21 protein-coding genes are annotated in these 19,549 nt (G+C 65.2%); 10 read left to right on the top strand and 11 right to left on the bottom strand.

What is annotated here, in order from left to right; translation table 11 throughout:
- Positions 1-57: 57 nt before the first annotated feature.
- Entirely contained in the window at positions 58-1,227 is a 1,170-nt protein-coding gene (locus C444_RS14715; RefSeq protein ID WP_004593772.1) for a KaiC domain-containing protein, read from the top strand.
- Here the strand turns inward: C444_RS14715 and C444_RS14710 are convergent.
- Entirely contained in the window at positions 1,224-1,937 is a 714-nt protein-coding gene (locus C444_RS14710; RefSeq protein ID WP_049909542.1) for a DUF4013 domain-containing protein, read from the bottom strand. The genes C444_RS14715 and C444_RS14710 overlap by 4 nt on opposite strands.
- A gap of 157 nt (positions 1,938-2,094) precedes the next feature.
- Here C444_RS14710 and C444_RS14705 point away from each other — a divergent pair, with 157 nt between their 5' ends.
- Positions 2,095-2,538: a universal stress protein gene (locus C444_RS14705; protein WP_004593770.1), complete on the top strand. Its 444-nt coding sequence runs from the start codon at positions 2,095-2,097 to the stop codon at positions 2,536-2,538.
- Between the two features lie 2 nt (positions 2,539-2,540).
- Here C444_RS14705 and C444_RS14700 read toward each other — a convergent pair whose 3' ends face one another.
- Positions 2,541-2,972 (bottom strand): universal stress protein, encoded by a 432-nt coding sequence (locus tag C444_RS14700; RefSeq protein WP_004593769.1) that lies wholly within the window; start codon positions 2,970-2,972, stop codon positions 2,541-2,543.
- A 69-nt stretch (positions 2,973-3,041) separates the two neighbouring features.
- Positions 3,042-4,877: an ATP-binding protein gene (locus C444_RS14695; RefSeq protein ID WP_004593768.1), complete on the bottom strand. Its 1,836-nt coding sequence runs from the start codon at positions 4,875-4,877 to the stop codon at positions 3,042-3,044.
- A gap of 87 nt (positions 4,878-4,964) precedes the next feature.
- Here C444_RS14695 and C444_RS14690 point away from each other — a divergent pair, with 87 nt between their 5' ends.
- Positions 4,965-5,756 carry an endonuclease/exonuclease/phosphatase family protein gene (locus C444_RS14690; protein WP_004593767.1) on the top strand — a complete coding sequence of 264 codons (792 nt, stop codon included), beginning with the start codon at positions 4,965-4,967 and terminating at the stop codon, positions 5,754-5,756.
- A gap of 63 nt (positions 5,757-5,819) precedes the next feature.
- On the opposite strand, the gene C444_RS14685 is transcribed toward C444_RS14690, so the two are convergent.
- A complete protein-coding gene (locus C444_RS14685; RefSeq protein ID WP_004593766.1) occupies positions 5,820-6,554 on the bottom strand; it encodes an MBL fold metallo-hydrolase in 735 nt (244 codons plus the stop codon).
- A 42-nt stretch (positions 6,555-6,596) separates the two neighbouring features.
- Here C444_RS14685 and C444_RS22990 point away from each other — a divergent pair, with 42 nt between their 5' ends.
- The 4 genes from C444_RS22990 (at position 6,597) to C444_RS14670 (ending at position 7,851) form a co-directional block, all read left to right on the top strand.
- The gene (locus tag C444_RS22990) at positions 6,597-6,728 is read left to right on the top strand and encodes a hypothetical protein (protein ID WP_275039450.1); all 132 of its coding nucleotides are present in this window, start codon (positions 6,597-6,599) and stop codon (positions 6,726-6,728) included.
- Positions 6,729-6,778: 50 nt separating this feature from the next.
- Complete coding sequence (locus C444_RS14680; protein WP_004593765.1) at positions 6,779-7,114, top strand: DUF7113 family protein; 336 nt, start codon at positions 6,779-6,781, stop codon at positions 7,112-7,114.
- Positions 7,115-7,198: 84 nt separating this feature from the next.
- Positions 7,199-7,549: a winged helix-turn-helix domain-containing protein gene (locus C444_RS14675; RefSeq protein ID WP_004593764.1), complete on the top strand. Its 351-nt coding sequence runs from the start codon at positions 7,199-7,201 to the stop codon at positions 7,547-7,549.
- A complete protein-coding gene (locus C444_RS14670; RefSeq protein ID WP_004593763.1) occupies positions 7,549-7,851 on the top strand; it encodes a DUF7521 family protein in 303 nt (100 codons plus the stop codon). The genes C444_RS14675 and C444_RS14670 overlap by 1 nt, the downstream gene beginning before the upstream one ends.
- 5 nt (positions 7,852-7,856) lie before the next feature.
- Here the strand turns inward: C444_RS14670 and C444_RS14665 are convergent, their stop codons facing one another.
- Positions 7,857-9,107 (bottom strand): DNA double-strand break repair nuclease NurA, encoded by a 1,251-nt coding sequence (locus C444_RS14665; protein WP_004593762.1) that lies wholly within the window; start codon positions 9,105-9,107, stop codon positions 7,857-7,859.
- A 55-nt stretch (positions 9,108-9,162) separates the two neighbouring features.
- The gene (locus C444_RS14660; protein WP_004593761.1) at positions 9,163-9,555 is read right to left on the bottom strand and encodes a DUF7522 family protein; all 393 of its coding nucleotides are present in this window, start codon (positions 9,553-9,555) and stop codon (positions 9,163-9,165) included.
- 170 nt (positions 9,556-9,725) lie between these two features.
- Here C444_RS14660 and gpmI point away from each other — a divergent pair, with 170 nt between their 5' ends.
- Entirely contained in the window at positions 9,726-11,285 is a 1,560-nt protein-coding gene (gpmI, locus tag C444_RS14655) for a 2,3-bisphosphoglycerate-independent phosphoglycerate mutase (RefSeq protein WP_004593760.1), read from the top strand.
- A gap of 47 nt (positions 11,286-11,332) precedes the next feature.
- On the opposite strand, the gene C444_RS14650 is transcribed toward gpmI, so the two are convergent.
- The gene (locus C444_RS14650; protein WP_004593759.1) at positions 11,333-11,998 is read right to left on the bottom strand and encodes an RNA 2'-phosphotransferase; all 666 of its coding nucleotides are present in this window, start codon (positions 11,996-11,998) and stop codon (positions 11,333-11,335) included.
- A 187-nt stretch (positions 11,999-12,185) separates the two neighbouring features.
- On the opposite strand from C444_RS14650, the gene C444_RS14645 reads away from it, so the two are divergent.
- A complete protein-coding gene (locus tag C444_RS14645; RefSeq protein ID WP_004593758.1) occupies positions 12,186-12,929 on the top strand; it encodes a bifunctional helix-turn-helix transcriptional regulator/GNAT family N-acetyltransferase in 744 nt (247 codons plus the stop codon).
- Positions 12,930-12,953: 24 nt separating this feature from the next.
- On the opposite strand, the gene nadC is transcribed toward C444_RS14645, so the two are convergent.
- The 4 genes from nadC to C444_RS14625 all read right to left on the bottom strand — a co-directional run bounded on the left by nadC (position 12,954) and on the right by C444_RS14625 (position 18,230).
- Positions 12,954-13,775: a carboxylating nicotinate-nucleotide diphosphorylase gene (gene nadC / locus C444_RS14640; protein WP_004593757.1), complete on the bottom strand. Its 822-nt coding sequence runs from the start codon at positions 13,773-13,775 to the stop codon at positions 12,954-12,956.
- Positions 13,775-15,334, bottom strand: coding sequence for an L-aspartate oxidase (locus C444_RS14635; RefSeq protein WP_004593756.1), 1,560 nt, complete (start codon positions 15,332-15,334; stop codon positions 13,775-13,777). Before C444_RS14635 ends, nadC begins: the two co-directional genes overlap by 1 nt.
- 2 nt (positions 15,335-15,336) lie before the next feature.
- A complete protein-coding gene (nadA, locus tag C444_RS14630; protein ID WP_193363359.1) occupies positions 15,337-16,464 on the bottom strand; it encodes a quinolinate synthase NadA in 1,128 nt (375 codons plus the stop codon).
- A 269-nt stretch (positions 16,465-16,733) separates the two neighbouring features.
- A complete protein-coding gene (locus tag C444_RS14625; RefSeq protein ID WP_004593754.1) occupies positions 16,734-18,230 on the bottom strand; it encodes an amidohydrolase in 1,497 nt (498 codons plus the stop codon).
- An 81-nt stretch (positions 18,231-18,311) separates the two neighbouring features.
- Here C444_RS14625 and hmgA point away from each other — a divergent pair, with 81 nt between their 5' ends.
- Positions 18,312-19,529: a hydroxymethylglutaryl-CoA reductase (NADPH) gene (gene hmgA / locus C444_RS14620; protein ID WP_004593753.1), complete on the top strand. Its 1,218-nt coding sequence runs from the start codon at positions 18,312-18,314 to the stop codon at positions 19,527-19,529.
- The last annotated feature ends 20 nt before the right edge of the window (positions 19,530-19,549 follow it).

The following is a 19,549-nucleotide window of genomic DNA, read 5'->3' as shown; positions in this document are numbered from 1 at the left end:
TCCGTCCCGACGCGTATCCACTTCCATGGGCCGTTCGTGTGGCTGGTGGTCGTGCGTATGAGCGGGGACAACGAGTCCGACGACGACTGGTTCGAAAGTGCGCTGGACGACGAGGATGGCGACAGCGAACAGACGGATACCGACGATGCTTCGGCGATACCATCCGAGAGCGACGCAGCGGAGTCTACATCTGCGGACACTGGGCCGTTTGCGACAGACAGTGACGACGGCAGTCGACGCGGTGATGGCAGCCCGTTTGATGACACCGGCAGCGCCGATTTTAGCAAAGATGGTGACAGCAGCCCGTTCGATGACGACGGCAGCGCTGCCTCTGGCGGGGACAGCAGCCCGTTCGACGACAGCAACGATGACCCCTTCAGCAGCGGGAGTGAGTCCGCTGATGCCGACGCTGGGTCCCCCGGCGACGGTGATAGTGGCGGGCTCTTCGACGACGACTTCGCCACCGCGTTCGAGTCTGCCGGTAGCGGTGACGGTGACAGCGGTAGCGACTTCGAGGAGGAGTTCGAGTCCGACATCCCGCGGGTCGACATCGGTATCGAGGGTCTCGACCAGATGATCCAGGGTGGGATTCCACAGCGCCATCTCATCGTCACTATCGGCTCAGCCGGCACCGGGAAGACGACGTTCGGGTTGCAGTTCCTCCATCACGGCCTGCAAAACGGCGAGAACGCAGTGTTTCTCACGCTCGAACAGTCCCACGACGCGATACTGGACACCGCTGGTGACCGCGGCTGGGGGTTCGAGGAGTACGAAGAACAGGGCCAGCTAGCCATCGTCGACCTCGACCCGGTCGAAATGGCAAATAGCCTCGACAACATTCGGGGGGAACTCCCGGACCTCATCGAGAAGTTCGACGCCGACCGGCTGGTGCTCGACTCCGTCTCGCTGCTCGAGATGATGTATGACGACCAGTCCCGTCGACGCACCGAGGTATTCGATTTCACCCGGTCGCTGAAACAGGCCGGCGTGACGACGATGCTCGTCTCCGAGGCCAGCGAGAGCAACCCCTTCGCATCCAGACACGGTATCATCGAATACCTGACCGACGCCGTGTTCATTCTTCAGTACGTCCGGTCAGACACTGGTGAGACGCGACTCGCCGTCGAGATCCAGAAGATACGGAACGCGAACCACTCGCGGGAGACGAAACCCTACGAGATAACGAACGACGGCATCTCGGTCTACCAGCAGGCAAACATCTTCTAAGCCGTCGCCGTCCCGACCGACTCCGGTTCGTCCCGCTCGTCAAGTGCCGCGTTGTAGCCGCCGGCCCAGAGGTCCGTCGCGACGACCAGCACGTAGAAGGTGGCGAACGGACTGAGAATCACGGCGACGAGCGAGCCGATGAACGGAACGACGTTGAGCAAGTTCACCACGACGTTGGCCGCGATGAACAGCGCAATCGAGACCAGCCACGGTGTCGCGTATTCCGGAGACAGAACCAGTTTCCGAAGCGTTCCGAAGTCGAACCCGGCCCCGAACTCGCCGGTGCAGGCGAAGTGGATGATGGCCGCCGTCGCCACGTAGCCAAACACCAGCGACAGCACGAACGAGATCGCCAGCCCGCCGAAGAGGCCAGCGAGGCCTGCGCCTGCTCCGGCGCGGGTGCCGGTCGCCATCGCGAACAGGCTCCCGCCGACGGTCACCCCGAACACGACGAGCGGAACGAGCATGTACACGATGCCGATAACCCAGGCCTTGAGCCCGTCGACGAGCAGTCCGCCCCAGTCCTCGAACGCCGGTGGCTGTGTTGCTCCGTCCGCCCGGTCGCGGACTGCCTGAACGAGATAGCCGTACACGAGGATGCCGGGGACGACGAGGAACGAGAGGAGGCTGAGGACGCCGCCGATGAGTACCGTTGTGGTCCAGTCGTCGTCTTCCATGGGGTATCTGAGTGTATCCTCTAGCGAATCCATGGCTATTGATCACACCCCTCACAATTAGTTACAGACACCTTGCCGGGTTATTCGCTCGGCTTACCGCAGGACTGCGATGTACCGATTCCAGCAGTATTTGTCTCATATCGTGCCGGCTTGCGGAACCAATAAATCACAACCGGGCGACAGGTGGGATATGGTACTACTCGTGCCCTTCGACGGCTCGGCTCTGTCGAAAGCCGCGCTATCACGGGCGATGGAGTTCGCGGACTACCGCGATGAAGCTGTCACCGCACTGTCCGTTATTCCGAACGATGCGGCGTACGCACAGGAACGGGGTTGGCTCGACGACACCGAGGAGTTCGACATCGAAGCTATCGCCGACCGAATGCGAGAGCAGGCCGAGTCGGTCGCTCCGGCAGCGTCGTTCCGCTACGAGGTCCCGGAAGACGTGAGTTCGATGGCGTCGACGACGACAGACATCACCCGGACCATCAGAGAAGTCGCTCACGAAGAGGGGGCCTCAATCGTGTTCATCGGCAGCGAGAACGCCGGGCGGGTGTCGACGCCGGTCTGTAGCGTCGGCTCACCGGTATCAGAAGACCCCGAATACGACGTCCATATCGTCCGGCACCCGTAGCGCTATCTGACGACAGTTACGGGGACAGACGCTCGTCTAACGACGATTTCGGCGACGCTCCCTAGCAGGATACGGGACATCCCTGAGCGCCCGTGGCTCCCCATGACGATCTGGTTGATGTCGTGGTCATCCGCGTACTCTACGATGACTTTTGTCGGTCGCCCGACCTCGACGACGCGTTCGACAGACTCGACGCCGGCTTCGGTCACTTCCGCCTCGAGGTCGTCAAGGAGGTCCTCCGCCGTCGCCTTCTGTGTCTCGTACCACTCCTCGGAGAACGAGGGAATCGATGCCTCCGCGCTGTAGCCGGCCTCTGCAGGGTTGATGACGTGCAAGAGAACGATCGTCGCGTCCGGATGTTCCTCGGCTGCGAACGCACAGGCGACCGGTGCTTGATCTGAGCTGTCGACCGGAACAAGGATTCGCTTTGCCATATGCCCACTTCCGCTGGGGTCGGTTTGAATCTTCGGCCCGCTGCAATCGGCGAGTTAGCCTGCGGTCTGTCAGTCCCGTCCGTGGCGAGTCACACACGTCGACAGGCCGATGAGCTCCACCGGCTCGGAGTTATCCGGCGAGTAGACGACCCGCTGGCCCTTCTCCATGTAGGGGACCTTCGACTCCAGGTTGCTCGGGATGTTCACCGCCGAGATGGCGTCTTCATCGCCGAGATTGAGCACCATCGTCGTGTTGATCTGCTTGAATACCGGGTCGGCGATGTCCTGTGGGTCCTGTGTGATGAGGTACAGCCCGAGGCGCTCCTTGCGGCCCTGCTTGGCGGCCTCGGTGAACTTCCCGATGACCTTACCGGCCTGGACGCTGTCGGCGTCGGTGAGGAAGTTGTGGGCCTCGTCCATCCCGAGGACGAGCGGCGTCTCCTTGATGCGGTCGTAGTCCGGGTCGTTCGAGAGCTTCTGGTCGATGAGCAGGCTGGAGACGGCCAGTACGATTGTGGATGCCGTCCGGGAGTCGGTGATGTGGTAGGTCGGGATGACCGTCAGTCCGCCGTCGCGGACGAACTGCGATATTTGGTCGGTGATCGGTCGGGCGTCTTGGTCGAAGACGGCCCCGAAGCCCTGGACGCGGCGCTTGACCGCGTCGAACGTGGCCTCGTGGACGTCGCCCGCCTCGTCCAGTTCCTCCTTGAGCGCGGGGTCCCCGAGGAAGGTCCGGAAGTCGCTGTACGTGCCGCTCTCCCCGTACTCCCGCTCAAAGCGCGGGAGTAGCGTGTTGACCAACGCACCGTACTGGTTATCGTTCAGGCTGGAGCCAGCGATAAGCCAGGGGTTGTCGTGGACCAGCGAGAACGGGATGGTGAACTCCACCTGCTCGGCGCGGTGGTGGCTGGCGTTGTAGTCGGCTCCAGCCACCTTGGGAACGAAGGCGATGGTGTCGTCGTGGCCACCGTAGGCGACGCCCTCCCGTTCACAGCGGCGCTCGAACTCGTCGGTCATCGCGGGGTTATCGTCGTGCATCTGGGCGTACTCGTCCTGCGGGTCGAACTGGACGACGGCGAGTTCGGGCGTGCGGCCGTCGCCCATCTCGTAGGTCCGGCCGAGATACTGCCGCAGGACGTTCTTCGAGCTGTGGGTCTTCCCGGACCCGGTCCCACCTGCGACAAGGGTATGCCGGAACACGAGCGGGTCGCCGGCGTCGTAGTCGTCTTTCAGCCGGTAGTCGATTGTCGGCGGCTCCGCGGCGGTGCGGACCTTTTCGCCCCCGACAGCGAGATGGCCCAGAAAGACGCCGTCCTCGGGAATCTTCAGGCCGGTCTTGATTTCGGACTTGTCGGTGGCCTCTCGGACGACGGTCTCGGGTTTTGGCACCCGGTCGGTCATCCGCCGCTTGAGCTCGCCGCCGTCGCTGTACAGCACCGCGACCGGCTCCAACTCGGCGATGAATTTGAAATCCCGCTCGTCGATGCCCCGCTCGCGCATCGCTCGCCGGGCGTGGATCTCGGTCGCGTCGTCGGCGTGGAACTCCTGGGCGTACTCCAGAGCCTTGATGCGGCAGAACAGGCGCTCACCTCCTGGGTAGGGGACGAGCAGATACGTGCCGATGCGTAGGCGCGAGCGGTTCCGCGCGGTGACGTACGCTCGCAGGACCGTTTCCTCCGCTTCTTCGCTGATTCGGAGCCCGTTCGCAGCCGAAAGGACGCCGAGGCCGGTATCCGTTCCGGCCGGTGTCACGTCCATCTCTTCGAAGTCGTCGTCTGCAGATGGTGCTGTCGAGTCGGTTCCTTCCGCCGCGTCGACAGCCCGGTCGCCGTCGTCGGTCGTCTCGGCCGACTGTGCGGCCTCGTCGTCGCCGTCGAAATCAGTGAAATCCCCGAGGTCGGACATACCCCAGTTCAGGGTAGCCGGGGATTAACACCTTTCCCCAGCAGCATGAATGTGAAACCTTACCCGGATGGCTGTCAACGAACGCATATGAAGCCGACGCGGGTGATGTCTTTCAATGTGCGGTACGACACCGCCGGCGATGGGGAAGACGGGTGGCCCCACAGGCGGCGGCTGGTGGCAGAGATCATCCAGTATCACAGCCCCGATATTATCGGGGTGCAGGAGGCAATGGCCCACCAGCTTCGGGAGCTAGAGGTGTTGCTGGACGGCTACGAGTGGGTCGGAGACCCGCGCGACTCCGTCGACGCCGGCGGGGAGCACACCGCCATCGGCTACCGGACCGAGCGCTTCGACTGTACGGCCACGAACACGTTCTGGCTCTCCGAACAGCCCGCCGAGCCGAGCAGCGTCGGCTGGGACGCCGCCTACCCGCGCGTGGCGACCTGGGCGCGTCTCCGCGACCGCGACACCGGCGACGACCTGCTGTGTCTGAACACGCATCTGGACCACCAGGGCGCTGACGCACGGATTTCGGGTATCGAGCTGGTACTCGACCATCTCGACTCTGTCGCTCGGGACGCACCTGCAGTGTTGCTGGGTGATTTCAACTGCGTTGTCGGCGAGCCAGCCTACGAACGGGCCGCGGGGCACGAACTCCCGGACGGCCGCACACTTGTTGACGCTCGTGATACAGCGACCGTCACCCACGGTCCGACGACGAGCCGAACCGACTTCCACGACTTGCTCCCCGAGATGGGGATTGACCACGTGTTCGTCAGCGAGGACGTGTCTATCGACAATAGGGCGGTCATCGCCGACCGCGACGACGACCACTACGGCTCCGACCACCTGCCCGTCGTGGTCGACTGCGAACCCTGACCTGACGGTGTCGCCGTGGCATCTGACAGCGCCTCCGTCAAAGCACCTGCTAACTGACCGTGCCTATCGATTGACCCATTCCCCGTCGTCGGGAACCCGAACGTCCTCCGTTGCCGACCGTAGCTCGTCCCGGCTGAGCAGGCAGTGGTTGATTGCCTCCATGTGAACGACGACGACCGTAGCGGCGGTAGCATCCCGGACAGCTGTGATATCCTCGACGCCCATTGTGATAGGGTCGCCCTGTTCGAACTGCGCTTCACCGCCGTTCAGCACGACTAGATCGGGCTCGAACCGGTCGAGTGTTTCCTCGACCGGCTCGTACCAGACCGTATCGCCTGCGACGTACACCGTTTCCTCACCCTCGAACACGAATCCCGAAACGGGGCCCATCTCCGCCGCCAACTCTCCGTGGCCGTGCCGCCCGGGCGTTCGGTGAATCGAAATCCCCTCGAATGACGCCTCGTCGTCGACGGGTCGGACATCGGTGAACTCCTCGTCAGTGAACTCGTCCGCCTCCTCGGGCTGACAGAACAGCGGCACGTCGGCATCGAGTTCCGCCTTGGCCGCCGCGTCCCAGTGGTCCTGGTGGCGGTGCGTGACAACCACGGCGTCGTAGGACAGGTCACCATTCGGCATCGGGACGAGCGGGTTTCGACGGTCGTTCGGCGAATTTGGAACAGGCGGGTTCTCGCCAGGTGACGAAAACATCGGGTCGACGAGGAACGTCACGTCTCCAACGTCCACGAGGATAGTTGCGTTACGAAGTAACCGAACACTGGCACCAGTCGAGTCAGACATATGACCATCTGTGGTACCTACCGATATACGACTTGCCTCGGCATGCACCAAATTCCGGGGCACGGGAAAGAGCACGCTCGGATGCCGCCTGGGATGCCGTCGACAGTCGAAGACTCCCGCTGGGATGCGAGCGGTCCCGAGAGCGACCGGTTCAGCCCGGCGGCGTCGGGGTGAACGCTTGCCCGGGGGAGAATCTTTTGCCGTTGGGGCCTCTATATGGAACTATGTTGCTTATTCGGGGGACGGCAGGCGGGACGACGCTGACCGGGACGCTGTACGAACCGGGCGAGGAGCCGCCCGAATTCAACGGCGCGCCGGACGAGGGGACGCCCTACGTCTGGATCTGTGACGCCTTCTACGAGGTCGAGAGCGGCGGGCAGGTCCAGTCAATCGGCGACCGCGAGATCCGAATCGCATTCGAGTCTCCGATGCCACGCGGCTTCGAGACGCGCGATGCAGCTATCGACGCGGCAAAGGAACACGTCCGAACGCAGTTCGCGCGGCTCGGCGTAGCCGGTGAGACGGTCGACGTGACGGTGCAGCAGGCCGAGACGGCGTAGTCGAACCGGCCTGCCTTACCGCCGTTTTCTGGGTCAGCGAACGATCGGTGACTTATACGACGGTGCCGAGTGAAACCACTGCGTGTGGCCGAGGAACCGTCCCCGACTGAGGTGTTTGCCCTCCTTGATGACGAATACGCTCGCGCGCTCCTTGCAGCCACGAGTCACAGACCCATGACAGCAACTGAACTCAGCAACGACTGCGACATGTCACTCTCGACCGTGTATCGCCGTCTCGACGCTCTTGAGGACTGCGGCCTCGTCGCCGCCCGAACGCAAATTGCGGACGATGGGCACCACGTAGACGTGTACGAGGCACGGATGGACGAACTCACTGTGTGTCTCACCGAGGGGGCCTTCGACGTGAGCCTCTCTGTCGAGTCAAAGACACACGAGTTCGCCGATGCGCTGGTAGACCTCTGGGAGGGGCTCTGATGGAGTTTGCCGGCTTCTCCGACGAAACGTGGGTTACCGTGAACACTGCCTTCCACCTCGCACAGACGGGGGTCGGACTGGTCATTGCTGCATTGGCGCTCGTTGGCTACCGTCGACGGCGGACCCGCTCCATGCTCGCACTGGCTATCGGCATCAGCCTCCTCACCTTCGTCTCGTACCTCGTTACCCTTAGTGCCGTGCAGGTCCTCCCGCGAGTGGTGTTTCCCCTTCCGAGCACTATCACGGAACTCGTCGGTCTCCTCGTCCTCCTCTACGCTATCGTTCTGGCCCGTCGTGACTAGCCCCTTCAGAACGATTCTTCCACGGCTCCCCACCGAATATCGTTGAACTCCCGTTCGCGGTCGGTCTCGAACGTCCGCTCGATGCGACGAGTGAGTTCCTCGCTGCCCTGCCGGTCGATTTTGGCGAGTTCGTCGGCCTTCCCGATAGCCAGTGGCGGCCCCTGTTCCCGGGCCACGTCGTGGAGTATCTGTCGCGTGAGTTTGGCCCGACAGTCTGGGTCTTGGGTGAACGCGTACGGGGCCTCGACGCGGAACACCAGGTCCGAACGCGGGTCGTAGAGGACGAAAAACGTCACTTCGTACGCTTCGGGGTCGAGAGACCGTTCGATGCCCAGCGCGTCACCGTCGGCGGCCATGATGCCGTCAGTGCCGCCCCGCGAGCGGAACCAGTTCGTCGCGGTGAGACAGTCGGTCTGCCGCTCGCCGTCGTCGTCGCGGCGCTCCAGGATTCGGCGGAAGAAGGCAGTGTCGTTCACCCACGGGGCGTTGGTCTTGCGCCGGAGTGCCCGCGTGAGCGCCTTCGTCGAGGAGTTCTTGATGAACCCCACCATCGGGACGTCCCGCTCGACGAACCGCTCGACGAGGTCGACGTAGTTGTTCACGACCGTCTTGGGGCGGTCGTCCTCCGCGAGCAGGTCAGCCAGTTCGGTGTCGCGGTCGGCCCAGCGGAGCACGCCGGTCGGGTAGATGGGGCCGTCGAGGATGAACAGGTCTTCGACCATGTCGGCGTTGGTCAGCGCGTGCTGACTCTCCGCGAGGTACAGCGCCAGCGCGTGGACGACCCGTTGCTCGTAGCGGTCGACCTGTGGCACGTCGAGGACGCGCCGCTTGGCGTAGCCGCGGTCCCCGCCTTGCCACTCGCCGTCGAATCCCAGCGTCGCGTCGTTCGAGTGGACGGCCATGATGATCGTCCGGCCGCGGTGCAGTTCGATGTCCGAGGGCACGCTGCCCATCGCCGCCTGCGCCACGTCCAGCACCAGCCCGTTCTTGAACGTCGTCGGATTGATCGTCCCCGAGTCCAGGCCGTGCTGTGTCGGAAACGGTGGGTCCGCCAGCGCCACGTCCTCGATTGGGACCTTCCGGCGGCGCTGCTCGTTCAGTGGCTCCAGAATCTTCGTTCCGTCCTGCCACAGCGGGTCGAGGAAACTGTCCCACACCTCCTCGGCGGCCGCCTCCTGGTCGCTCGTCTCGACGGTCTCGCGTACCTGCCCGGCGAGCTTGGCGATCCCGTCGACGTGGACCGGGTCAAGCGTCATGCCCGTGGGTTCGCCGGAACGGGCATAACCCTTTGGTCACCTGCCGATTCGACGGTTACTCCTTGCCCGATTCCTCGCGGAGGAGACGTTCGATGGCCTCGGCGATCTCCTCGTAGGATTGCATCGTCAGGCCGTCCGTGGTGATGAGCACGCCCTGGCGTTCGGTCGTCGCCCGCAGGAGGTAGCCGTTCGAGAAGGCGCGCACCGTGAAGCGGTAGTCGCCTAGCTCGGACTCCTGATAGGCGTTCTTGGTTTGTTTGTACCCCTGCCACTCGTGGCCCACGAAGTCGTTGAGGTCGGCGTCCTGTTCGAGGTCCTCCCGCAGGTAGAGCTGCTCGAAGTTCGCACGTGTGAAATACGTCACTGACCGGAGTGAGTCGCCCGTTGCCGTCCGGGCTGTCGTGACGATTGCGTCGGCCAGATCGTCCGAGAGAATGTTCCGAGTCATGCCCGACCGAAGGCGGGCCACCCTCTTAATTTCGGGGTTCTCACTATCGGCAGCGATAGCGGGCTAGCGACCTGGAGTACCGGCACCAGAACCGCCGGATTCCGCATTATCGACCGTCACGTTCGGGATTGACCGACAGTGTATTACGCCGGTCGCGTGACCCACCGGATATGAACGTCGGACTCATCATCTTGGACGGCTGGGGCCTGAACCCGGACGACGGTGTCCGTGATGCCGTCGCCGCCGCCGACACGCCTAACTTCGACCGCTACCGAGACGCAGGCGCAGCATCAACACTTGCCACCCACGGCCGCCGGGTCGGCCTCCCGGAGGGCCAGATGGGCAACTCCGAGGTCGGCCACCTCAACATCGGGGCCGGCCGCGTCGTCAAGCAGGACTCCGCCCGCGTCAGCGACAGCATCGCTCGCTCGCGGGGCCAGTCGCCGCCGGACGATGCCGCACAGGACCCGCCCTTCTTCGAGAACGAGACGATTCTGTCGGCCTTCGAGTACGCCGAGGAACGCGGCGGCCGGGTCCACTTCATGGGGCTGGTTTCGGACGGCGGCGTCCACTCCTATCAGGACCACCTCCACGCGCTCATCGAACTCGCCGGCAAGCGCGGGACCGACGCCGTCTCGCATGCCTTCACTGACGGCCGCGACACCTCGCCCACCGGCGGCGAGGACTACCTTGCGGACCTCCAAGCCCACGCGGAGGAACACGGAACCGGCCACGTCGCCACCGTCTGCGGGCGCTACTACGCGATGGACCGCGACCAGAACTGGGAGCGCACCCGCCGGGCCTACGACGCTATCGTCCACCGCGAGGGTGACCACCACGCCGACGACGCGGTCACGGCGGCCACCGAGTCATACGCCCGCGACACCACGGACGAGTTCATCGAGCCGACGACCGTCGGCGACCACGCCGGCCTCGAAGACGGTGACGCGGTGGTCTTCTTCAATTTCCGGTCTGACCGCGCCCGGCAGCTCTCCCGGATGCTCGGCGACATCCGTCCGGACGACTGGGGGGCAGACACCGAACCGCCGGACATCCGGCTGGTGACGATGACGCAGTACGACGAGACGTTCGACCTGCCGGTCGCGTTCCCGCCGAACCAGCCCAAGGACGTGCTCGGCGAGGTGCTCTCCGAAGCTGGGAAGACACAGATTCGGCTGGCCGAGACGGAGAAATACCCCCACGTCACCTACTTCCTCAACGGCGGCCGCGAGGTCGCGTTCGACGGTGAGAGCCGCGAGATCGTCGACAGCCCCGACGTGGCGACCTACGACCTGCAACCGGAGATGAGCGCGCCGGAACTGGCCGACACCGCTATCGAGTTCATCGAGACCGAGGACCCCGACGCGCTGGTCCTGAACTTCGCCAACCCCGATATGGTTGGTCACACCGGCGACTTTGACGCAGCGGTGACCGCCGTCGAAGCGGTCGACGAGCAACTCGGACGGTTAGTCGAGGCGATTCAGACCGCGGGCGGCCACGTCCTCATCTGTGCCGACCACGGGAACGCCGACGACATGGGAACCGAAGACGACCCGCACACGGCCCACACGACCAATCCAGTCCCGTTCATCTACCTCTCCCCGGACGAGACTGCCGCCGGCCGGACCGCCCGCGACGGCGGGACGTTGGCCGACCTCGCGCCGACGATGCTCACGCTCATGGGTATCGCCAAGCCGGACGCGATGACCGGTACGCCGCTCGTCGAGTAGCGGGCGACGAGACCACGCACAGCCTCCGCGAGTCAAACCTGATCGCGCTATTTTTCGAGCACTGAGAGATACTGCGGCGGCACGCGGGCAGTCGTGTACGTCTCGGCCCCGCGCTTGACGATCCGGCGGTCGTCGGCCTGCATCGCCCCGGCGTCGACGACGAACACGACGGGGTCGTCGGCGTGGCGACACCCCACCTCGCGGGCCGTCGCGACGGAGTCCGAGAGGTGGACCGTCTGGCGGCCCATCGGTTTCAGTCCGTCCTCGCGTATCGGTTCGACGTTCCGCGGCGCGGTTCCGTGATACAGCGTCGCCGGGACCGGGTCGTCGGTCCCGTTGAGGGCCACGTCGACGGAGTGCCCGTATGCCGCCCGGACGCGGCCGCCGGCTACTGACCCTGAATCATCGCCGACTCCTGTCCGCTCGAACCGCCCCTTCGGGTCCGTGGCGATGACGCCGGCCAGCGCCTCGCCGTCTGCCCAGTCGTACTTTCGTTCGACCGCGTTGCGGAGGGACGCGAACGCCGTCCATCCCGCCTCGTCCAACTCGACGTTCGCGTCCTCGGGAAAGTGTCTGAGCGCACCGGAGACGAACTTCGAGAGCTGTCGCCGCCGTGCGCCGTCGAGAACGTGAGTTCCCCTTCCGGCACAGACCGGGCACGTATCGCCCTCGAAGAAGCCGTCATCGGGACAGCGACGGACCGCGTCTGGCATGACTGGGGATGCGCCGTAGTCACACAAAAGCGTCACGCGAGCAGAAACCACGCAGTCGTATCGGTCCGAACGTACAAACACGCTCGCTGCCGGTCGTGGCGTCGCTACTGGCCCGCTGACCCTGAATATCCCGGCATCTGTGCCGGGTGTTTTCAAGTGGATACAGTCACCAATGGCTCGTAGCGAAATGCCGTCCCCCACAGACCTCGAACTCGGCGGTGACCGCTCCGACGTGTATCGGTTCGTTGAACGGTACGGCCCCGTCGCGCCCGCCGAGGTGGCCGAAACCATCAGCGTCGACCCCGAGCGGTTCCAGCACCACGTCTCCATCCTCAAGCGGGACGACCTCATCGAGACCACCGAAGACGGGAAGCTCACCGTGGCACTCCACCACGGTGAGGCGGCCGAATATTACGAGGCCGGCGTCAGCTACGAGATACGGCCCTCCAGACCGTCGGACCTCTCCGGCGTCGTCGGCACGATACGGGATGTCTCCAGCGAGGAGCCCTACGTCGTCGCGGCCGGCATGGCCGAGCAACTGGCCTACGAGGACACGCTCGTCCGCTGGTGCCCGAACCGCTGTCGCGTCGTCTTCGTTGCCACCGTCGACGATGATGTCGTCGGCTGGGTCCACGTCGCCATGTCCGAGGTTGACGAACTCGCGTCGACGGCCGAACTCACGCTGGGGGTGATGGAGACCTACCGCCGCCATGGCATCGGCAGTCACCTGCTTCACCGCGGGGTCGAGTGGGCCGCCAGCCGCGGCTGCCGAAAGGTGTACAACAGCCTGCCGGCCACGAACGAGCGGGCCATTGACTTCCTGCAGGAGGCCGGCTGGTCGGTCGAGGCCGTCCGCGATGACCACTACGAAATCCGTGGGGAACTGGTCGATGAGGTGATGCTGGCGCGGCAGTTCGACGGGCGGGAATGACAGCAAGACGGCGCGGAGGGCCGCTCAGCCAGTCCGAAACGAGAAATCCAGCGTCGGCGCGGAGTGGGTCAGCGACCCCATCGAGATGATGTCCACGCCCGTTTCGGCGTACGCCGGCACGTCCGCAACGGTGATGCCGCCGCTGGCTTCAGTGAGGGCATCTGCGTCGGCCGCCGCCACGAGGTCGGCCGCCCGCTCGGTCTCGCCGGGGGACATGTTGTCCAGCAGGACGATGTCCGCGCCGGCCTCGGCGGTCCGTGGGGCGTCTTCCGGGGCCTCGACCTCTACGTCGAGCTTCGTCGCGAAGGAGGCCCGCTCGCGGAAGTGCTCAATAGCGTCAACGAGGCCCATTTCGGCGATGTGGTTGTCCTTGACCATCACCATATGCGAGAGGTCAAGCCGGTGGGTGTCGCCGCCGCCGGCTGCCACCGCTCGCTTCTCGATGCCGCGCAGGCCCGGAGTCGTCTTTCGCGTGCCGGCGATGCGGGGTGTGGAATCTGTCGTGGTGGATTCCGCCGCATCGACGGCGGCCCGGGTCTTCGTCGCCACTCCCGAGGCGTGGCCGGTGACGTTCACGGCGACGCGCTCGCCACGGAGCACCGACTGCGCAGGACCGTCGACCCGAAGCACCACGTCGCCGGCGTCGATAGCGGTCCCGGATTCAATCGGTGTCTCTACCGCACAGTCCAGATACTCGAACACCGCGGTGGCGGCGTCGAGGCCCGCCACCACGCCGGTCTCTTTCGCTACCAGACGACCCTCCGTCGTTCCGGGTACGTCGTTGGTCACGTCGTGGTGGCCCACGTCCTCGCGGAGCCACCGCTCGATGTCGCTATCGGTGAGCATCAGTCGGCCGTGGACTCCGGTGGTTCCTCGCTCACGTCTACGAGGTTGTGCGTGCCGACGCTCTCCTCGTTCTCGGCGGCGTGGCGCGCGACCAGCAAGGCAGTGACGCTCGCGTGACGGAGTTCGTACAGCGAGCGGCTGGTTCGCGTGCGGAGGTAGGCGTCGACCTCGCCCTTGAGCCGGCGCAGGACAGCCATCGCTCGCTGGAGGTCGGCCGGGTCGCGCTCGACGCCGACGTACTCGTCCATTACCCGGGTCAACCGCTGGAACTTGTCGCGGGCGAACCGCTCTGGTAGGTCCGGGTCCCGTTCCAGCAACTCCGGCGCTTCGATGGGCTCCGGCTCGGCCCCGGCAACGTCTTCGCCGGCGCGCAGGCCCCAGACCAGCCCCTCCAGCAGGGACGTGCTGGCGAGGCGGTTCGCGCCGTGGACGCCGGTGCGGGAGCACTCGCCGACGGCGTAGAGCCGGTCGAGCGTCGTCCGACCGCGGTCGTCGACGCTGATGCCGCCACAGAGGAAGTGTTCAGCCGGCGCGACCGGGATACCGTCAGCCCAGTCGATGCCGTGTTCCGCACAGCGGTCCGCGAGGCCCGGAAACTCCGCGGCGAAGTTCAGCGGCGACACGTCCAGTGTCACTTCTCCCGTCGCCTCCCGCTCGGCTTTGACGGCGCGAGCCACCACGTCACGGGGCGCGAGTTCGGCGTCGGCGTGGTAGTCGGGCATGAATCGCTCGCCGTCGCCGTTGCGGAGCAGGCCGCCCTCGCCGCGGACGGCCTCGCTGACGAGGAACGCGACATCACCCGCTCCGGCGGTTCCACCGCCTCCGTCCGAGCCACGGGGTGGCTCGCTATCGAGCGTACAGGCCGTAGGGTGGAACTGGATGTACTCCATATCCTCGACCTCGGCTCCGGCGAGTGCGGCCATACCGATGCCGTCCCCGGTCGTGTTGTCAGGGTTCGTCGTCCGCGGGTAGAGGTCGCCGATACCGCCCGTCGCCAGCACGACGCTGCCGGCGAAGTACGGGTCGACCTCGCCGTCGGATTCGAGCATTGCGCCGTGGACCCGGCCCTCGTGACGGATGAGTTCCAGCACGGCGGTGTCGTCCAGAATCTCCACGCCGTCGTGGTCGTCGATGTAGTTCAGGAACGGGACGTGGATGTGCTTGCCTGTCGAGGCGTCCACGTGGAGGATGCGGTCTTCGCTGTGGGCGGCCTCGCGGGTGAAGTCGTGGCCCGAGCCGTTCTGATCAAAGTCAATGTCGAGCATCTCCAACAGCACGTCCTCGACGGCCTCGTTGGCGTTCTCGACCAGCACGTCGACGGCCCCGGGGTCGGCGGTGCCGTCCGAGGCGGCCATGATGTCTTCTTTGAACTCCTCGGGCGTGTCCCGGGAGATGGCGATGCCGCCCTGCGCCCACCAGGATGAGGAGCCTTCCGGGCGCGTCGCCTTCGTAGCGAGCGTCACGTCGTCGCCTTCGCGGGCCGCGGCGAGCGCCGCCGCCAGCCCGGCGATCCCGGAGCCGACGACCAGCACGTCCGTCGTAATCGGGTCGTCTGTCATGGTTAGATCTCCAGCATTCGGTCCATCGCGACCTGTGCCAGTTCCTTCTCCTCGGGCGCGACTTCGATGACGTTGCGCTCGCGGCCCTCGACCAGTTCCTCTAGCACCCACGCGAGGTAGTTCGGGTCGATCTGGCGCATGGCGTTGCAGTCCATGCAGGCCTCGCCGCACAGCGGCACGACGTTCACCTCGGGATGCCACCGCTGGAGGTGGTGGGTGAGGTGTATCTCGGTGCCGATGGCCCACGTGTCGCCGGGGTCGGCCTCGGCGATGGACTCGCAGATCGTCGACGTCGAGCCGGCCACGTCGGCGGCCTCAACGACTTCGCGGCGACACTCGGGGTGAACGATGACGTTCGCGTCGGGGTAGTCCTCGCGGATGGACTCGATGTGGTGCTCGCGGAAGCGTTCGTGAACTTGGCAGTACCCCTCCCAGAGAATGATGTCATTCTCGACGGCGTCGGCGGCGTCGGTCCCGTCGACATCCCACGGGTCCCACTCGACCGTCTCGTCGGCCATCCCGAGCCGGTGGGCCGTGTTCTCCCCGAGGTGCTTGTCGGGCAGGAACAGCACCTTGTCACCTCTTTCGAAGGCGTACTCGAACGCTTTGTGGGCGTTCGAGGACGTACAGACCAGGCCGCCCTGCTCGGCACAGAAGGCCTTCAGGTCGGCGTAGCTGTTCATGTACGTGATGGGGATGATTTCCTCGTCAGCGTCGAGGGCTGCGGTCAGTTCCGCCCACGCGGCGTCGACCTGCAGCGCTTCGGCCATGCCGGCCATCGGGCAGGACGCCTCCATTGACGGGAGAATCACGGACTGGTCGTCGTCCGTGATAATGTCAGCGGATTCGGCCATGAACGTCACACCGCCGAAAATCACATAGTCGGCGTCGGACTGCGCGGCTTCCTTTGAGAGCTGGTAGGAGTCGCCGATGAAGTCGGCGTGTTCGACAATCTCCTCCCGCTGGTAGTTGTGGCCGAGGATGACCACGTCGTCGCCAAGCTCGGCGAGCGCGCTCTCGATGCGCTCGGTCCGTTCGTCTGCCTCGAGGTCCCGGTACTCCGGCGGGAGCTGTTCGAGGTTGTCGTACTTGAAGAGGCTGAGGTCCGTCTCGAACGCGGCGGTTTCCATTTCGGGCACGATGTATCCACCTGTGGGTACTCACACTTCGGAACTACTTCGTGAAAAGATTTTATCTTCAAAGAAGTTAGTTGGTGGTGGAAAAGATTTTATAGTGGGTATCGGTGGCCACTATATTTTTGTATCCGGGTTTGGTGGCGGATATAATTTTACACTCAATTTTGGCAACATATCGGCTTCTATATCCCACATTGCTGAATCAAGTTGTATGTTATCGAATACCAATAAACGACCCGCTTCGATACCGCTCTCTGTGTGACTCAGTCGCTGGCGTTGAACACGACGTCGCCGCCACTGACGGTCAGCGTGGTTGGTATGTCCGAAATCTCCCCGTCCGGCACTTCCCACGGCGAGCCCGATAGCACGGTGAAATCCGCGACCGATCCCGGCGCGACTGTGCCCATCCGGTCCTCGTCGAAGCCCGCATACGCAGCACCGCTGGTGTACGCCCGGAGCGCCTCATCGACTGTCAGGCGCTGGCTCGGCTCCGGCGCGGTGACAGCCTGCTGAACGCCATATAGCGGAGAGAGCGGCATACAGTCGCTCCCGAACGCCAGCCGTGCGTCGGCGTCCAGGAGGTCGCGAAAGCGGTTCGTCAGCTCGCGACGCTCGTCGAGGCGTTCGTCGTACAGGCCGCCGGGGGCCGCCCAGCGGTGGAAGTTCGGCTGGGCCGAAACGACCAGTGGCGACGCTGCCAGTCGCTCTACCAGATCGCCGGTAAGGACTTCGGCGTGTTCGACACGGTGGCGCTCGTCGGCGGCGTCGACGGATTCGATAGCTGATAGCAGCGCATCGATAGCCGCATCACCGATGGCGTGGGCGGCGAACTGGAGACCCGCATCGTCGACCGCCAATACGAGTTCCCGGAGTGCGTCCGGATCCGTCCGCCACTCGCCGACGCTGTCGCTGTCGGCGTAGGGGGCCCGGAGCCGGGCGGTTCCGGCCCCGAGCGACCCGTCGATGTACGTCTTGATAGCGCCCGTCCGGACCCGGTCGCTCCCGTGGTTCGTCACTAAACCGAGTTCCCTGATCGCATCGAGGTGGTCCGCCCAGTAGTTGAGCCGGACCCGGAGAGAGAGGGCGTCCTCGGTGTCTAAGTCGCGGTACACTCGTGGGGCGTGCGACTGCCGAACCATGTCGTGGACAGCGGTGACCCCCTCAGAGAGCGCCACTTCCTGTGCAGCCAGCAGGTACTCCCGGGTCTGTGCGTAGCCGGGCGCGACGGCGTCGAAGACGGCTTCGGCGGCTTCCTCGACGAGCACGCCGGTTGGTGCGCCGTCCTCAGTCTGAACGCCGTCGTCGGGGAGGTCCAGCACATCCAGCGCGGCGTGGTTCACCGATACGGTGTGGATGTCCTCCCGCGCGGCCGCGACCGGCCGCTCGGTGCTCACTCGGTCCAGTGTTGCCGCCCGCAACAAGGTCCCGTCCCAGTCGCTCTCATCGTAGCCGAAGCCGAGTATCCAGCCCTCGCCGTCATCGGCCGCCAGCAGCCGGTCGATGCAGTCGTTCGGGCCGTCTGCCCCAGCGAGGTCCGCTTCGACCGCACGCCGGCCGACGATGTCCAGATGCGTGTGGGCGTCGACGAAGCCGGGCAACAGAACGCCACCGCGACAGTCGACGGTCTCGGCACTCGCTGTCGAGAGTTCGTCCGGGTCCCCGACGGCTGTGACGGTTCCGTCCGTTACTGTAACCGCCGACGCCGGGTCGTCGCCGGACAGCGGCCGTACTTCACAGTTCGTGAATACGCGGTCGACCATACAGACTCCGGGCGCGGCGACTGGAAAACCCTTGGCCCGCCAAGAGCAACTGTTAGGAGTCCCGAAGCCACACCGGTCAGTATGACCGACTCCGACGTCGTCGCGCTCGCAGAGCGCGTTCGTGACGGTGAGTTGCGGCTCTACGAACTGGAAGACCACGCTGACCCCGACACTGCGGCGGCGGCCCGCAGACACCTGCTGGCCGAGGAGACCGACACGGACCTTGCTGCAGTCGGCGACTACACCTTCGACGCCGCCGACGCCGAGAGCAACATCGAGAATATGATCGGCGCGGCACAGGTCCCGATGGGCGTCGTCGGCCCGCTGCCCGTCGACGGCGGGGCTGCCGAGGGCGACCACCACCTCCCGCTAGCGACTAGCGAGGGCGCGTTGCTGGCCTCGGTCAACCGCGGCGTCTCGACCATCCGCAATGCCGGCGGTGCGACCGCTCGCGTCCTCAAGTCTGGGATGACCCGCGCGCCGGTGTTCCGCGTCGAGGACGTGGCCGAAGCGGGCGAAGTGTCGGCCTGGGTCCGCGAACACGTCGATGTCCTCGCCGACGCCGCCGAGTCGACGACGAGCCACGGCGAACTACAGGACGTGACACCCTACGTCGTCGGCGACAGCGTCTTCCTGCGCTTTTCTTACGACACCAAAGACGCGATGGGGATGAACATGGCCACCATCGCGACAGAGGCGGCCTGCGAGGTCGTTGAGTCCGAGACGCCGGCCGACCTCGTGGCGCTCTCGGGCAATCTCTGTTCGGACAAGAAGCCCGCCGCGATCAACGCCGTCGAAGGCCGCGGTCGGACCGTCGCCGCGGACGTGCTCATCCCCCACGAGCAGGTCGAGGACCGACTCGATACGACATCTGACGCAATCGTCGAGGCCAACACCCGAAAGAACCTCGTCGGCTCCGCCAAAGCCGGCGCGCTGGGGTTCAACGCCCACGCCGCCAACGTCGTCGCTGCCGCCTTCCTCGCGCTCGGGCAAGACATCGCACAGGTGGTCGAAGGGAGCAACGCCATCACGACGGTCGACGCCCGCGAGGACGGCCTGTATGCCTCGGTCACCATCGCATCGCTGGAGGTCGGCACTGTCGGCGGCGGGACAGGCCTGCCAACGCAGTCCGAAGCGCTGGACGTGCTGGGGTACAGCGGCGGCGGCGACCCCGCCGGGAGTAACGCCGACGCGCTTGCCGAGGTCATCGCCGCCGGCGCGCTAGCCGGTGAACTCTCTTTGCTTGCGGCGCTGTCCTCGCGCCACCTCTCCTCGGCACACGCCGACCTCGGGCGGTAGGGTCGGCTTCCGGGCGGTGC

This window comes from Haloarcula japonica DSM 6131 (assembly GCF_000336635.1).
Classification (GTDB): Archaea; Halobacteriota; Halobacteria; order Halobacteriales; family Haloarculaceae; genus Haloarcula; species Haloarcula japonica.
The sequence above is the reverse complement of the archived record's forward strand: the minus strand, read 5'-3'. Positions and strand labels throughout refer to the sequence as shown.